Consider the following 13,098-nt stretch of genomic DNA (forward strand, 5'->3'; position numbering starts at 1 on the left):
TATGCCGGGACGTTGAATACGATTGCAAGGAAACCGGGGCATGACAAGGATACCGCCGATCGGCCCTTGAACCGGCCCCATCGGATTGCCATTGTCTCCCCGCGCGTTCGCGCAGAGTTCATCGAAAGCCGCCAGGAGACCGACATGACCCAGACCAACAACCGGTTTTTCGACGAGATCGGCCGCCTGATGAACGACGCCGCCGGTGCCGCGCAGGGCGTCAAGCGCGAGTTCGACACGGTGATGCGCACCCAGGCCGAAAAATTCCTGCGCGACATGGACCTCGTCAAGCGCGAGGAGTTTGAGGCGGTCAAGGACATGGCGCGCCTGGCGCGTGAGGAGAACGAGGCTCTGAAGGCGCGCATCGCGGCGCTGGAGGCCAAGCTCGGCGGCTAACTCCGCCGGCTCCATCCGGGCGATCCGGTTCCGCCCGGCGGCCCATTCTCCTTGTCATTTCCGCGTCTTCCGGGTAAAAGCCCGCCACGTCCGCAGCCCCCGCACCCCTGGAGGCTTGCTGCGGCGTATGCCATGGGCCGCGTTGCGGCCCATTAACTTTTGCAAAAACAAGGACTTAACGTTATGGCGACCGTCAAGGAATTGAAGGCGACCGCACGTCCGAAGAGCGGCAAGGGGGCCGCCCGGGCTGAGCGTCGCGCCGGGAGAGTGCCCGGAGTGATCTATGGCAACAACCAGCCCCCGCTGACCATCTCGGTTGACGATCGCGAACTGCGCTCGCGCATCCTCGCCGGCCGGTTCCTGACCACGCTGGTCGACATCGACCTCGAAGGCAACAAGCACCGCGTGATTCCGCGCGACTACCACCTCGATCCGGTCAAGGACTTCCCGATCCACGTCGACTTCATGCGGCTCGGCGAAGGCGCCACCATCCGCATCAGCGTTCCCTTGCACGTGGTGAAGGCTGAAGGTTCGCCCGGCGTGAAGCGCGGCGGCGCCGTGAACATCGTTGCGCACGCGATCGAGCTCGAGTGCGGCGTGGAGAACATCCCGCAGTTCATCGAGGCCGACGTCGGTTCGCTCGAGATCGGCCACTCGCTGCATCTCTCCGACATCAAGCTGCCGGCCGGCGTGAAGGCGCTGACCTCCGAGGACGCGACCCTCGTCACCATCGTGCCGCCGTCCGGCTACGCCGAAGAGCTGAAGGCCGCGGCTGCTGCTCCTGCTGCGGGTGCTGCTGCTCCGGCGGCTGGTGCTGCTCCGGCTGCGGGTGCTGCTGCTCCGGCAGCGGCTGCCAAGGCCCCGGCTGCCAAGGCCCCCGCCGGCGGCGACAAGAAGAAGTAATCTCTCAAAGCTGGCGCGCGGTCCCTGACCGCGCGCCGAGCGAGGGGCGCGCCGCGTCATGCGACTGTTTGTTGGGCTCGGCAATCCCGGCCCGAAATTCGCACGTAACCGGCACAATGTCGGCTTCATGGCCGTCGACGAGATCGCGCGGCGTCATGGGTTCGCACCCTGGCGCCGCAGGTTTCAGGGCGAGACCTCGGAAGGCACGCTCGGCACCGAGCGCGTGATCCTGCTCAAGCCGATGACCTACATGAACGAGTCCGGCCGCAGCGTTCAAGAAGCGGCAAGCTTCTTCAAGATCGCGCCGGGCGACGTCACCGTATTCCATGACGAACTCGAACTGCCGCCGGGCAAGGTGCGGGTGAAGATCGGCGGCGGCATCGCCGGCCACAATGGCCTGCGCTCGATCTCCGCCCATATCGGCAACGACTACCGCCGGGTGCGGCTCGGCATCGGTCATCCCGGCGTGAAGGAATTGGTGCACGGCCACGTGCTGTCGGACTTCGCCAAAGCGGACAACGACTGGGTGGCGACGCTCTGCGACGCGGTGGCCGAGCACGCGGCACTGGTTGCCAAGGGCACGGACGCGACTTTCGCCAACAGGGTGCACCTCGCCATGCAGGCGAAGGGATTTTTGACCAAGGACGACAACGGCAAGGATTAACGCTCGTGGGATTTAAATGCGGGATCGTCGGATTGCCCAATGTCGGCAAATCGACCTTGTTCAACGCGCTGACCGAGACGGCCGCGGCGCAGGCGGCGAACTATCCGTTCTGCACGATCGAGCCGAATGTCGGCGAGGTCGCTGTGCCGGATCCGCGGCTCGATAAGCTCGCAGCGATCGCCAAGTCGGGCCAGATCATCCCGACCCGGCTGACCTTCGTGGACATCGCCGGCCTCGTGCGCGGCGCGTCCAAGGGTGAAGGCCTCGGCAACCAGTTCCTCGCCAACATCCGCGAGGTCGACGCCATCGCGCATGTCGTGCGCTGCTTCGAGGATTCCGACATCACCCATGTCGAGGGCAAGATCGCCCCGCTCGCCGACATCGAGACCATCGAGACCGAGCTGATGCTCGCCGATCTCGACAGCCTCGAAAAGCGCGTCGACAATTTGGCCAAGAAGGCCAAGGGCAACGACAAGGACGCCAAGGAGCAGCTCGACCTCGTCAATCGCACCCTGGTGCTGCTGCGCGAGGGCAAGCCCGCGCGTCTTGTCGAACGCAAGGCCGAGGAGGAGCGCGCCTTCGGCATGCTCGGCCTGCTGTCGTCCAAGCCCGTGCTCTACGTCTGCAACGTCGAGGAAGGCTCGGCCGCATCAGGCAATTCGTTCTCGAAGGCGGTGCAGGACCAAGCCGCCAAGGAAGGCGCCATTGCCGTCGTCATCTCGGCAAAAATCGAATCCGAGATCGCCACCATTTCGCGTGACGAACGCGCCGACTTCCTGGAGACGCTGGGTCTCGAAGAGGCCGGCCTCGATCGCCTGATCCGCGCCGGCTACACGCTGCTCGACCTCATCACCTATTTCACGGTGGGCCCGAAGGAAGCGCGCGCCTGGACCATCTATCGCGGCACCAAGGCGCCGGGCGCGGCCGGTGTGATCCACACCGACTTCGAGAAGGGGTTTATCCGCGCCGAGACCATTGCGTATGAAGACTACGTCGCGCTCGGCGGCGAAGCCGGCGCCCGCGATGCCGGCAAGCTCCGCCTCGAAGGCAAGGAATACGTCGTCGCCGACGGCGACGTGATGCATTTCAGGTTCAATACGTAAGACATCGATAGGTTCGTAGGGTGGGTTAGCGCAGCGTAACCCACCATGCCTCCTCTTTTGCCGAACGGCGCCGGTGCTTGCCTCACCGCACCCCGCCGCCCTGATCCCTGATCGCGCCGAGGTGCTCGTTGATGCGGAAGATGATCAGGATCAGCTCCGCGATGATGCGCGAGAACACGATCCCGACGACAACGCTCGCGATCGACGACAGCAGCATCAGGAAGCCGCCGAACGGGCTGATCGCCATCATCGCGAGGCCGGAGAAGATGCCGGAGAGGCCGAACAGGCAGATCAGCGCGATCACCAGCCAGTAGAAGGTCTTGATGATCGTCGGCGTGATGAAGCGGTCCCATTGAAACAGGTCGCTGAATGAAAACATTGCTCTCCCCAGGGCAATTCGGGTGTTGTCGGGCCTTGCAAATGGATCGTGGCCCCTGATCGATCCGACTCAAGACCGACGCCGGCGCGCCGAATGTAGCACGAGCCATGCGGGCCGGCGGGTTGAGATTGCCGTAAAGTGCGGCCACAATCTGTCATTCCCTCAAACCTTTCCCAAGATGACCCTGACCTTCGAAGATTTCCCGCCCGGCCGGTTCGGAACATTCGGCCCGCGCCATGTCACGCGCGACGAGATCCTGGCCTTTGCCGCCGAGTTCGATCCGCAGCCGATGCATCTCGACGAGGAGGCCGCCGGCAAAAGCATGCTGCGCGGCCTGTCCGGCTCGGGCTGGCATCTCTGTTCGCTGATGATGCGGATGATGGCCGACGGTTTCATCACCCGCGCCGCTTCGCTGGGATCTCCCGGCGTCGATGAAGTGCGGTGGTTGTCGCCCTTGAGGCCAGGCGACGACCTCATGCTCGATGTCGATGTCGTGGAGGCCCGCACCTCGAAGAGCCGCCCGGAGCTTGGCATCGTCAAGTTCAAATGCACCGCGCGTAACGCCGGGGGCGATGCGCTGTGCGAGATGACGTCGCCGATCCTGATCAAGCGGCGCGAGGGGGCGGTCTGATGCCGTTTTTCGAGGAGATCGAGATTGGGCATCGCCGCGAGATCGGCGCCTATACGTTCACGGCGGAGTCGATCAAGGCATTCGCCGCAAAGTTCGATCCGCAGCGTTTTCACCTCGACGAGGAGGAGGGCAAGAACTCCTTGTTTGGCGGGCTCGCGGCCTCGGGCTGGCATGTCGGCTCGGCCTGCATGAGCCTGCTTGTCGCCGACGGCCAGCGTCTGGCGCGGGAAGCCGTTTCGCGCGGCGAGGAGGTCGCGGTGTGGGGCCCGTCGCCCGGCTTTCGCGATTTGCGCTGGATCAGGCCGGTGCTCGCCGGCGACATCGTCACGTATGCCAATGTCGTCATCGACAAGCGCAGCTCCGCCTCGCGACCTGGCTGGGGCATCCTGACCGCGCGCACCACCGGCACCAACCAGCGCGGCGAGGACGTCTACGCCATCACGGCCAGCGCCTTCGTGCCGATGCGTGGGAACGGCGGTTAGATTCGTTCCAGGATGAACGACGAAAACAGCGCGCGAGTGTTGCCTCCGCGCTATGGACGCGATTCCGGGTGGCTGCCATAAGCCTGCGCAACATGGTTTGCCCGCGAAGCAGTTGGCGGAACCATCGAGTTGCTAACCAATTATGAACCTGTCGCTGTCTATTTGAACGAACTGGGCAGAGTACAGGGGACGAGGACCATGGCAGACCGCGGCGCACTCAAGCTGGTCGGATTCATCTTTGCTACCGCCACGCTGGCCGTGATGCTGGTCGCCGGCATGGTGGTGAAGGGCTATGCCGATGGTGCCTACACCCTGGAAGCTTCGACCGTGGAAGCCGCCCGGTAAGACTTCGTTAACTCTGCGGGGCCGCAACGCGGCCTCCGCCCTCAGCGGCTATAGACGAACGCCAATATCGCGATCGCAACCGCCAGCAATCCGACAAAACGCAGCATGATCGTGCCGAACTGGTTCGGCGCGGGCCGCAGCGGTATCGGGTCGGTGGTGTCGGGCCGAATGCTTTCCATGACATGTCCCCGGGCCCGCCGCGATGGCAGGAGCGCTTGGCGTTAGTCGTCGGGGCAATGCGGAAAGTTCAAAATCCTCCGCTGTCATGCTCCGCGAAAGCGGGGCATCCGGTACGCCGCGGCGTCTCGGTTCCAGCCTCGCTGCCTCTGGAATACCCGATCACCCGCTTTCGCGGGTGATGACACTTTTCATGGGGCGCGTGCGCACTCCTTACACCCCCCAGAATCAAAACCGCCGCGCCCCTTTCGGAACGCGGCGGCCGGTGATGCGTGATGTCAGCGATCAGCTGTTGCGCAGGCCGTCGGCGGCGCGCTTCCACTGCGAGACGTTGTCGGCGATCATGCGGGTCGACTTCATCGCGGCCTGGCTGAGCTGGGCGTAGCCGGAGATCTCGCGCTGGACGCGCTGGCCTTCGGCGTGGAGCAGGTCGCGCAGGCTCTCAAGCTCGGAGATCAGATTCTCGATCTCGGCGAGCGAGGTGCCGGCGACGCGCTGGATCAGCGAGTTGACGTTGGTGACGGTGGCCTCCGCGCTCGGATCGAGCGGCGGCGCGTCCGTGGCGGTCGCTGCCGGACGGCGCAGATAGGCGATGTCGTTGCGGACGAAGTCACGGATGCCGGCTTCGACTTCCGTCACGGCGGCGAGGTTGGTGTCGATGGTCTCGGTCTCGGTGGTTTCGGTCTTTTCCGGACGCATGGCGTTCATCGTTATTCCCCTGTTCGCGTTGAGCGCAGCGCGAGTGTCCCCCGCACGACGACGTCAGCCTGGGACTAGGGCGTCGGATTTTGGCCGCAACTTGGCCGAGGTGCGGCAAGGGCGGTCCATTCGGGGGCTTTGCCGTGGCGTATGGTTACGGAAGTCTGAACGCGGCCGCACCGGCGAACTTTGTACCTCCTCATGGTGAGGAGCGCGAAGCGCGTCTCGAACCATGCAGGCCCAACTGTAGCAGCGGGGGCCTCGATCCTTCGAGACGCGCGCAAGAGCGCGCTCCTCAGGATGAGGAGAAAGATTAGCGCCCAACTACCAGCTCTTCTTGAAACCCGCCGTCAGGCTCTTGTTGATCGCCCCTTGCGAGGTTTCGCCGACCGAGCCGGAGACGGTGACGTTGTCGAACAGCTTTTGCTCGGCGCCGACCTTGCGCAGCCATTTGTCGTCGGTGGTCGACAGCGACTGGCCCGCGGTGATGCTGGTGCCGGTGTCGGTGAGAGTGACCTTGGCCGACTGCTCGGTCTCGTAATTCCGCGTGATGTGACCGCCGACTCCGGGGAGCGCCGTGGTGCCCTGCTGGTTGACGCTGTAGCCGTTCTGGAGCGTCAGCGACGTGTCGCCCGATAGCGGCACCGATTTGATCAGCGCCGCCCCGAGTTTGCTCTGTTCGGCGCCGGGATCGACGCGGGCCTCCACCGCGGTCTTGTCCCAGATCGCGCCTGCGCCCGGCGCGGTCGCAGCCGCCCAGGCGCTGCCGGACGATTGAGGCACGTTGCCGCCATTGGTGGCCTTCTGTGCCAGCAGCTCGGACATCGTCCGCGGCTCGCTCGTCACCGTCATGTCGGCGCCGATGCGGGCGTCCCAGAATGAGGATACCGACTGCTTCACCGTCACGGCCGAGGTGCCGTTGGCGTTGGCGTTCGTCGCCCAGTTCAGCCCGTCCTTGGCGGCGGCCTGCGCGCGCTTCTTGGCGGCGATGATGTCGTTGAGCGTGCCGGCGTCGATCGCGAGCTGGCCCCAGTCGAGCTTGTCGACGTCGATGCCGCGGAGCACGTCGGGATCGTTGACATCAGGGGCCTCCGCCGTCTCGGCCTCGTCGTCGGGCGCTGCGGCCGGGCCGGGGGAGAAGGGCGGAATGATCTGCGCCGACACCGTCAGCACCGATCCCAAGATGAAAGCGGCCGCCAGCATCGGCAGCCTGGTCCAGCCAAACCCTGTCGAGAATTCCATCGTCCTGCCCGTCAGCCCAGTTCTCGCCGAGGATGCGGAACCATCGTCGCGAAATTGTGGCGGCTCCATCAAGCGCGAACCAACGGGCCGCGCGAAAGGCGCGCGCCCGATGACGAGCTTCTCCACGATTGCATCCGGCGGGGCTGGAGGCCAGGACGCGTCGCGGGGAGCATCAGCCATCGGTCCCGAAGTGCGGGGCCCGTTGGTGTTCCGTTCAGCCGACGCCGGTCATCTTCGGCAGATGAATGGCGCGGCCGAGTGCCTGCTCGACCAGATCGAATGTATCGATCAGCACGCGCATGCTGGTGAGTTTGCCCGCCTTGAACTGGGCGAACTGCGCCACCCGCAAGCTGATCGGCTTGTTGGAATCCAGCGCGGTCAGCGAATAGCGCAGCATCGAGGCGGCGGAATCGACGCCGAGCATGATGCTCTCGCGGTCGAAGCGGCGGACCTGGAAATTGTCGGCGAGTTGGTGGATGACATCGAGCACGGCGTCCTTGCCCTGGCGCGCGCCGAGGAACGGAAACATGTCGATCGGGCCGTACAGCGCCCATTCGACGTCGTCGTCGATCAGGGCCTCGATGTCCTCGAAATGCCGGTCGTTGATCGCGCGGTGCAATGCGCGCGAGAAACGCCAGAGGCTGTGCTCTGTCATCTTGGGCAGTCCTGAAAGCTGGCTTGCGAAAAAACGAAAAATAACCCCAAGCGCACAGGATAGGTGCCGCGGGGTCGCTCAACTCATTTGTATACGAACAAAATACGCCAATTCGGCCAAAACGCAATTCACGTTTTCGCAATGCACAATTGATCCCGGCGTGTGAGATTTACAATAGAACTCCGTATTTTCCCGGTCCGGGCCGGTTTTTGGAGAGAGCTAGCCCCCGTCCGCCCGCTCGCCCACGATCAGCGGGCCGATCTCACGTTCCAGCACCTGCTGCACCAAATCGTAGGAATCGATGATCTCGCGGATCTGCGCCACCTGGCCGTTGCGGAAAGTGTAGAATATGGCCATGTCGACCTGAATGGTGCGGTCGTGGCTGCGCTTCCTGAGGAACACGCGCAGATAGGCCGCGACCGTGTCGCCTTCGGCGACGATCTGCGGCACCTCGTAGCGGATTTCGGCGTATCGCTCCTGTACGGTGCGCCAGAATTCGCCGAGCTCCTTCTTGCCGTGGCAGGGGCCCATGTCCGGCAGCACGTCGATCGGCGCGTGGGTGAGAAAGTCGACGTCGTCGGTGCAGCAAGACAGCGCGGCCTCGAGATCGCTGCGCCCGATGGCGTCGAGCAGGTGCAGCACGCGCTGGCGATTGAGCTTCTCGACCGTCATTCCGCCCGTCCTCATTGGCCGTGTGGAGTTTGCGCAAGGCTAACGCGCGGCTTCGGACACCGGCAATCCGCAAAACCACAGGGGACGTTGCAGACCATTTGACGCGCAAACGCAATGCCAGGTTCACGGCTGCAACTGGCGGTTGAGTTGCCGTGCGCCTGCACGAATTCGCACGGCGTTCGGCTGCATGGGCTCGCGCTGCCCAACGCGCGGCAGCGAACACGGGAACAGGGACGGGTCCGTGCCCGTTGAGATTGCGACACCGATCCGGAGACATCGATCCATGAAATCCCTCGCCGCAATCGCCGCCGCACTTCTCATGGTTGGCGCGACCTCCGCCGCCAATGCCAAGGGCTGCATCAAGGGCGCCGTCGTCGGCGGCGTCGCCGGCCACTATGCCGGCCATCACGGCGTCCTCGGCGCCGCCGCCGGCTGCCTCTACGGCCGCCACCATGCCAAGGAGCAGCAAGAGCAGGAGAGGCAGCGGCAACAGCAGAGCCAGGTGAACGGGCAGGGCAAGCTGTAACGGCACGGAAAACTGTGCTCCCGCCGTCTTCTATCCGGCATGCTTCGATGGTAAATTCCATTCGCGAACGCTGGGATTGAACCAGGCGAGGGAACGATGGACGTCGGGAAGTCCTTGTGGGGTTTAGTCCTCGCAATCCTGTTCCTGTATTTCGTCGTCGCTTTCGTGGGGAAGGCTTCCCGTTCTGCGGGCGTCAAGTACAATTGGGTCGGCGTTCTGCTGTCATTCTCGACGATCGGCCTCGCCATCTATCTCGTTTTCTTTCGCCAGCTTTGAGCCGGTCCCGGCTGCCTCACGTCCCGGGCTCTCGGACGGGCGTGAGCCAGCTCACATCGCGCGCCTTCCCCTGTGGCTATCGTCCTCCCCATGTCATCAGGGAGACGCGCCATGGCCGCCATCGCCACAGTCAGAAAGTCCAGCCTGCACAACGCGCTTGAAGGCCTCGCGCTGACTGCGACGCTGCAGAGCTTCCCGACCTTCGCCGCCGCGGCTTTCCTGCTCAAGCTGGTCGGCAATCACGACCTGGTCGGCGATCCCGGCGTCGCCATCTTCGTCGCCATCGCCTCACTCGCCCACGCGCTGCTTGCGGTGACCTTGGGGCCGAACTTCCCGCATTTGTTCAAGACCGTCTACGAGCCGAAGTTCTTCGAGGCCCATCTGTCGCTCACTGAGAAGATCACGGCATGGCGCACCCAGCCGGTCGCCTCGCTCCAGCTCATGACCATCGTGCTGCTGCTGTCGGTGATGGCGGTGGTGACGGCGAGCGTGGGGTGATCGCATCATGCCCTTCGTCACCGCGTCGAAATCCGGCCCGCTCAACTGGCTCGAAGGCTTTGCCCTCACCACGATCCTTCAGGGCTTCCCGATCTTCGCCGCGGCGTCGCTGATGGTGAAGCTCCTGGGACATGACCGCGGTGGCAGTCACGCACTCACCATCGCGATGGCGTCGATCTTCTACAGCTGTCTCGCCATCTGGGCCGGATCGACATTCCCGGGATTTGCAAAGAACGCCTACGAACCGCTGTTCTTCGACGCCAGCCTGTCCTTCTCCGAGAAGATCGCCCGCTGGCGCGCCAAGCCGGCGACGTCGATGCAGCTGGTGGCCTCAGTGCTGCTGCTGTCGCTGCTCGCGGCGAGCGTGGAGTGAGTGCGCGTTCTCATCATTCTCGGATGCCGCCATCAATAACCATGGGCGGCGCCGGCGCTCCGCGCCCCCTATCTCTTCTTCCAACCACCTCTATGCCCCGGCGCCCCTCCGCTCGACCGCGGCGATGGCCCAAACTCCGGGCCTGACTGCCGCGAATCCGTCGGCTGGATGATGCGGCTTTCGCCGCCGAACGGTTTTGAGGGCAGCGCGCGGTCGCCCCGATACGGCAACGACTCCGGGCCGTGCATCTCGTCGAGATGCGGCTTGTGGATTCGCGAGCCCTTGCTGCCGCTCGCCTTGAGTGCCGTGGCAGCGCTCTTGTTCTTCAGCGCGCTGACCGGCAGGTTAGCGGCGTCGCCGTATTTCTTCGCGCCCGCATAGGCGCCGGCTTTACCCTGCACCGTGCGCTGCTTGACGGTGGGATCGTCGACCACCGCGAGTTCGGTGGCGCGCAGGCGCTTGACCTCGTCGCGCAGCCGGGCGGCTTCCTCGAAGTTCAGATCGGCGGCGGCCTCGCGCATCCTTGTTTCGAGATCGCCGAGCACGGCCTCGAAATTGTGGCCGATCGAGATGACGTCGTCGGTCATGTCATGGCCGCCGATCTCGACCAGCACATGATCGCGCTCGTAGACGCTGTTCATGATGTCGCCGATCGACTTCTTGATGCTCTCCGGCGTGATGCCATGCGCCGTGTTGTACTCGACCTGCTTCTCGCGGCGGCGGTCGGTTTCGGCGATGGCGCGCTCCATCGAGCCCGTCATCTGGTCGGCATAGAGGATCACCTTGCCGTCGACGTTGCGCGCGGCGCGGCCGATGGTCTGGATCAGCGAGGTCTCGCTGCGCAAAAAACCTTCCTTGTCGGCGTCGAGGATCGCAACCAGCGCGCATTCGGGAATGTCGAGGCCTTCGCGCAGCAAATTGATGCCGACCAGCGCATCGAACGCGCCGAGGCGCAGATCGCGGATGATCTCGATGCGTTCGATGGTGTCGATATCGCTGTGCATGTAGCGGACGCGAATGCCCTGCTCATGCAGATATTCGGTCAGGTCCTCCGCCATGCGCTTGGTCAGCACCGTGATCAGCGAGCGATAGCCGGCCTGGGCGGTGGCGCGGACCTCGCCGACGAGATCGTCGACCTGGGTGCGGGCGGGGCGGATGTTCACGGGAGGATCAATAAGCCCGGTCGGCCGGATCACCTGCTCGACGAACACGCCGCCGCTCTCGTTGATCTCCCAGGCGCTGGGCGTGGCGGAGACCGCGATCGTCTGCGGCCGCATCATGTCCCATTCCTCGAAGCGCAGCGGGCGGTTGTCCATGCAGGAGGGCAGCCGGAAACCATATTCGGCGAGCGTCGCCTTGCGGCGGAAGTCGCCGCGGAACATGCCGCCGATCTGGGGCACGGTGACGTGGCTCTCGTCGGCGAACACCAGCGCGTTGTCGGGCACGTATTCGAACAGCGTCGGCGGCGGCTCGCCGGGCAGGCGCCCGGTGAGATAGCGCGAATAGTTCTCGATGCCGGCGCAGCTTCCGGTCGCCTCCATCATCTCGAGGTCGAACGTGGTGCGCTGCTCCAGCCGCTGCGCTTCCAGCAGGCGACCCTGGTCGTGGAGCTGGTCGAGCCGCATCTTCAATTCGGATTTGATCGACTTGATCGCCTGCACCAGCGTCGGGCGCGGCGTCACATAGTGCGAGTTGGCGTAGATCTTGATGAATTCGAGCTCGTCCTGCTTATGCCCGGTGAGCGGGTCGAACTCCTCGATGGTCTCGACGGTGTCGCCGAACAGATTCACCCGCCAGGCGCGGTCTTCATAGTGCGCCGGGAAGATGTCGATGACGTCGCCGCGCACGCGAAATGTGCCGCGGGTAAAATCGGCCTGGGTGCGCTTGTATTGCAGGGCGACGAGGTCGGCGATCAGCTGGCGCTGGTCGATCCGCTCGCCCTTCTTCAGGGCAAAGGTCATCGCGGTGTAGGTTTCGACTGAGCCGATACCGTAGATGCACGACACCGAGGCAACGATGATGACGTCGTCGCGTTCGAGCAGCGCGCGCGTCGCCGAGTGGCGCATGCGGTCGATCTGCTCGTTGATCGAGGAATCCTTTTCGATGTACGTGTCCGTGCGAGGGACATACGCTTCCGGTTGGTAATAGTCGTAATAGCTGACGAAATACTCGACCGCGTTGTCGGGGAAGAAGCTCTTGAACTCGCCATAGAGCTGGGCGGCGAGCGTCTTGTTCGGCGCCAGGATGATGGCGGGGCGCTGTGTCGCCTCGATCACCTTGGCCATGGTGTAGGTCTTGCCGGAGCCGGTGACGCCGAGCAGCACCTGCGAGCGGTCGTTGCGGTTGATGCCCTCGACCAGCTCGGCGATCGCGGTCGGCTGGTCGCCGCGCGGCTCGTAATGCGACTTGATCTCGAAGCGCACGCCGCCTTCGGACTTTTCCGGGCGCGGCGGCCGATGCGGGGTCCACACCCTGGTGGAGCCGTCGTCCTTACGGAACTCCGGCCGGCCCTCGCGGATCAGCGATTCCAGCGCGTCGGCGGTCGCCTTGACGCCGAGCGCCTCCATCTTGCTGCGCGGCGGGCGCGCCAGGGCTTCGGCATCGTCCTCTTCGGTGGGAAGGCCGAGTTGACGCGCCAGTTCAGGATCGAGCGTCGGGATCGTGGCCGCGGTTCCGTAATTGGCCTGCGGCGCCTCGCCAAGACCTTCGGCCTCTCTGCTCCCTCCCCCCTTGTGGGGGAGGGTCGGGGAGAGGGGTAAGCCGCGAGTCGCGCTGCCCGTTGCGGTGTCCTGCGGAAACTCCTTCGGCGTCGAAGCGCGCGCGCGATGCGCGGCAGCCTCGCCCCCGGAGCGGCGGTCGCGCGAATTGTCCGGCGGCGGCTGCAGGCCGGTGCCCGATCCGAGCCCGGCATCGCCGCGATTGATCGCGGGATTGAGCAACTCGGCCAGCGCCGGCCCGATTGGCTGCACGTCCGGGCGTGACGCCTTGGAGTTTGGCGCCTTCGCGTTCGGAGCCTTGGCCTTGGGGGATTTGCCGGATTTTTCGGGGGATGCAGGTTTCTTCGCCATGCTCCGAAT

Annotated in this window: 18 protein-coding genes; 11 read left to right on the forward strand and 7 right to left on the reverse strand. The window is 64.6% G+C overall.

The window, feature by feature from the left end:
* Window positions 1-144 precede the first annotated feature (144 nt).
* The 4 genes from AC0L3K_RS23655 to ychF all read left to right on the forward strand — a co-directional run bounded on the left by AC0L3K_RS23655 (window position 145) and on the right by ychF (window position 3,066).
* Entirely contained in the window at window positions 145-396 is a 252-nt protein-coding gene (locus AC0L3K_RS23655) for an accessory factor UbiK family protein (RefSeq protein ID WP_007596812.1), read from the forward strand.
* A 183-nt stretch (window positions 397-579) separates the two neighbouring features.
* Complete coding sequence (locus AC0L3K_RS23660; protein ID WP_018453521.1) at window positions 580-1,299, forward strand: 50S ribosomal protein L25/general stress protein Ctc; 720 nt, start codon at window positions 580-582, stop codon at window positions 1,297-1,299.
* A 58-nt stretch (window positions 1,300-1,357) separates the two neighbouring features.
* Window positions 1,358-1,963 carry an aminoacyl-tRNA hydrolase gene (pth, locus tag AC0L3K_RS23665; RefSeq protein WP_007596809.1) on the forward strand — a complete coding sequence of 202 codons (606 nt, stop codon included), beginning with the start codon at window positions 1,358-1,360 and terminating at the stop codon, window positions 1,961-1,963.
* A gap of 5 nt (window positions 1,964-1,968) precedes the next feature.
* The gene (gene ychF / locus AC0L3K_RS23670; protein ID WP_007596807.1) at window positions 1,969-3,066 is read left to right on the forward strand and encodes a redox-regulated ATPase YchF; all 1,098 of its coding nucleotides are present in this window, start codon (window positions 1,969-1,971) and stop codon (window positions 3,064-3,066) included.
* A gap of 82 nt (window positions 3,067-3,148) precedes the next feature.
* Here the strand turns inward: ychF and AC0L3K_RS23675 are convergent, their stop codons facing one another.
* Window positions 3,149-3,445 carry a DUF4282 domain-containing protein gene (locus AC0L3K_RS23675; RefSeq protein ID WP_007596805.1) on the reverse strand — a complete coding sequence of 99 codons (297 nt, stop codon included), beginning with the start codon at window positions 3,443-3,445 and terminating at the stop codon, window positions 3,149-3,151.
* 178 nt (window positions 3,446-3,623) lie between these two features.
* On the opposite strand from AC0L3K_RS23675, the gene AC0L3K_RS23680 reads away from it, so the two are divergent.
* From AC0L3K_RS23680 to AC0L3K_RS23690, 3 genes are all read left to right on the forward strand, one after another.
* Window positions 3,624-4,076 carry a MaoC family dehydratase gene (locus AC0L3K_RS23680; protein ID WP_473367033.1) on the forward strand — a complete coding sequence of 151 codons (453 nt, stop codon included), beginning with the start codon at window positions 3,624-3,626 and terminating at the stop codon, window positions 4,074-4,076.
* The gene (locus tag AC0L3K_RS23685) at window positions 4,076-4,558 is read left to right on the forward strand and encodes a MaoC family dehydratase (RefSeq protein ID WP_473367001.1); all 483 of its coding nucleotides are present in this window, start codon (window positions 4,076-4,078) and stop codon (window positions 4,556-4,558) included. Before AC0L3K_RS23680 ends, AC0L3K_RS23685 begins: the two co-directional genes overlap by 1 nt.
* A gap of 198 nt (window positions 4,559-4,756) precedes the next feature.
* Window positions 4,757-4,903 carry a hypothetical protein gene (locus AC0L3K_RS23690; RefSeq protein ID WP_007596790.1) on the forward strand — a complete coding sequence of 49 codons (147 nt, stop codon included), beginning with the start codon at window positions 4,757-4,759 and terminating at the stop codon, window positions 4,901-4,903.
* Window positions 4,904-4,944: 41 nt separating this feature from the next.
* Here AC0L3K_RS23690 and AC0L3K_RS23695 read toward each other — a convergent pair whose 3' ends face one another.
* The 5 genes from AC0L3K_RS23695 to AC0L3K_RS23715 form a co-directional block, all read right to left on the reverse strand.
* A complete protein-coding gene (locus AC0L3K_RS23695; protein ID WP_007614812.1) occupies window positions 4,945-5,082 on the reverse strand; it encodes a hypothetical protein in 138 nt (45 codons plus the stop codon).
* Window positions 5,083-5,365: 283 nt separating this feature from the next.
* Complete coding sequence (locus AC0L3K_RS23700) at window positions 5,366-5,788, reverse strand: hypothetical protein (RefSeq protein ID WP_007596788.1); 423 nt, start codon at window positions 5,786-5,788, stop codon at window positions 5,366-5,368.
* Window positions 5,789-6,103: 315 nt separating this feature from the next.
* Entirely contained in the window at window positions 6,104-7,021 is a 918-nt protein-coding gene (locus AC0L3K_RS23705) for a hypothetical protein (RefSeq protein ID WP_473367002.1), read from the reverse strand.
* Window positions 7,022-7,235: 214 nt separating this feature from the next.
* Window positions 7,236-7,676: a nuclear transport factor 2 family protein gene (locus AC0L3K_RS23710; protein WP_473367003.1), complete on the reverse strand. Its 441-nt coding sequence runs from the start codon at window positions 7,674-7,676 to the stop codon at window positions 7,236-7,238.
* A gap of 219 nt (window positions 7,677-7,895) precedes the next feature.
* Window positions 7,896-8,348, reverse strand: coding sequence for a nuclear transport factor 2 family protein (locus tag AC0L3K_RS23715; RefSeq protein WP_473367004.1), 453 nt, complete (start codon window positions 8,346-8,348; stop codon window positions 7,896-7,898).
* Window positions 8,349-8,631: 283 nt separating this feature from the next.
* Here AC0L3K_RS23715 and AC0L3K_RS23720 point away from each other — a divergent pair, with 283 nt between their 5' ends.
* The 4 genes from AC0L3K_RS23720 to AC0L3K_RS23735 all read left to right on the forward strand — a co-directional run bounded on the left by AC0L3K_RS23720 (window position 8,632) and on the right by AC0L3K_RS23735 (window position 10,021).
* Window positions 8,632-8,874: a hypothetical protein gene (locus tag AC0L3K_RS23720; RefSeq protein WP_473367005.1), complete on the forward strand. Its 243-nt coding sequence runs from the start codon at window positions 8,632-8,634 to the stop codon at window positions 8,872-8,874.
* A gap of 96 nt (window positions 8,875-8,970) precedes the next feature.
* Window positions 8,971-9,150, forward strand: coding sequence for a hypothetical protein (locus tag AC0L3K_RS23725; protein ID WP_007596783.1), 180 nt, complete (start codon window positions 8,971-8,973; stop codon window positions 9,148-9,150).
* Between the two features lie 111 nt (window positions 9,151-9,261).
* Window positions 9,262-9,648 carry a hypothetical protein gene (locus AC0L3K_RS23730; RefSeq protein WP_007596782.1) on the forward strand — a complete coding sequence of 129 codons (387 nt, stop codon included), beginning with the start codon at window positions 9,262-9,264 and terminating at the stop codon, window positions 9,646-9,648.
* Window positions 9,649-9,655: 7 nt separating this feature from the next.
* Window positions 9,656-10,021: a hypothetical protein gene (locus tag AC0L3K_RS23735; protein ID WP_354172471.1), complete on the forward strand. Its 366-nt coding sequence runs from the start codon at window positions 9,656-9,658 to the stop codon at window positions 10,019-10,021.
* 68 nt (window positions 10,022-10,089) lie between these two features.
* Here AC0L3K_RS23735 and uvrB read toward each other — a convergent pair whose 3' ends face one another.
* On the reverse strand, window positions 10,090-13,089 hold the full coding sequence (uvrB, locus tag AC0L3K_RS23740) for an excinuclease ABC subunit UvrB (RefSeq protein WP_473367006.1): 3,000 nt from the start codon (window positions 13,087-13,089) through the stop codon (window positions 10,090-10,092).
* Window positions 13,090-13,098 lie beyond the last annotated feature (9 nt).

This window comes from Bradyrhizobium sp. MI1.10, assembly GCF_055811035.1.

What these genes read in the sequence shown, in the direction of transcription:
- AC0L3K_RS23720 (WP_473367005.1), top strand. Translation starts at nt 8,632, where the DNA reads ATGAAATCCCTCGCCGCAATCGCCGCCGCACTTCTCATGGTTGGCGCG.
- uvrB (WP_473367006.1), bottom strand. Translation starts at nt 13,089, where the DNA reads ATGGCGAAGAAACCTGCATCCCCCGAAAAATCCGGCAAATCCCCCAAG.
- AC0L3K_RS23675 (WP_007596805.1), bottom strand. Translation starts at nt 3,445, where the DNA reads ATGTTTTCATTCAGCGACCTGTTTCAATGGGACCGCTTCATCACGCCG.
- AC0L3K_RS23655 (WP_007596812.1), top strand. Translation starts at nt 145, where the DNA reads ATGACCCAGACCAACAACCGGTTTTTCGACGAGATCGGCCGCCTGATG.
- pth (WP_007596809.1), top strand. Translation starts at nt 1,358, where the DNA reads ATGCGACTGTTTGTTGGGCTCGGCAATCCCGGCCCGAAATTCGCACGT.
- AC0L3K_RS23695 (WP_007614812.1), bottom strand. Translation starts at nt 5,082, where the DNA reads ATGGAAAGCATTCGGCCCGACACCACCGACCCGATACCGCTGCGGCCC.
- AC0L3K_RS23660 (WP_018453521.1), top strand. Translation starts at nt 580, where the DNA reads ATGGCGACCGTCAAGGAATTGAAGGCGACCGCACGTCCGAAGAGCGGC.
- AC0L3K_RS23735 (WP_354172471.1), top strand. Translation starts at nt 9,656, where the DNA reads ATGCCCTTCGTCACCGCGTCGAAATCCGGCCCGCTCAACTGGCTCGAA.
- AC0L3K_RS23700 (WP_007596788.1), bottom strand. Translation starts at nt 5,788, where the DNA reads ATGAACGCCATGCGTCCGGAAAAGACCGAAACCACCGAGACCGAGACC.
- AC0L3K_RS23725 (WP_007596783.1), top strand. Translation starts at nt 8,971, where the DNA reads ATGGACGTCGGGAAGTCCTTGTGGGGTTTAGTCCTCGCAATCCTGTTC.
- AC0L3K_RS23730 (WP_007596782.1), top strand. Translation starts at nt 9,262, where the DNA reads ATGGCCGCCATCGCCACAGTCAGAAAGTCCAGCCTGCACAACGCGCTT.
- AC0L3K_RS23710 (WP_473367003.1), bottom strand. Translation starts at nt 7,676, where the DNA reads ATGACAGAGCACAGCCTCTGGCGTTTCTCGCGCGCATTGCACCGCGCG.
- AC0L3K_RS23680 (WP_473367033.1), top strand. Translation starts at nt 3,624, where the DNA reads ATGACCCTGACCTTCGAAGATTTCCCGCCCGGCCGGTTCGGAACATTC.
- AC0L3K_RS23685 (WP_473367001.1), top strand. Translation starts at nt 4,076, where the DNA reads ATGCCGTTTTTCGAGGAGATCGAGATTGGGCATCGCCGCGAGATCGGC.
- AC0L3K_RS23715 (WP_473367004.1), bottom strand. Translation starts at nt 8,348, where the DNA reads ATGACGGTCGAGAAGCTCAATCGCCAGCGCGTGCTGCACCTGCTCGAC.
- AC0L3K_RS23705 (WP_473367002.1), bottom strand. Translation starts at nt 7,021, where the DNA reads ATGGAATTCTCGACAGGGTTTGGCTGGACCAGGCTGCCGATGCTGGCG.
- AC0L3K_RS23690 (WP_007596790.1), top strand. Translation starts at nt 4,757, where the DNA reads ATGGCAGACCGCGGCGCACTCAAGCTGGTCGGATTCATCTTTGCTACC.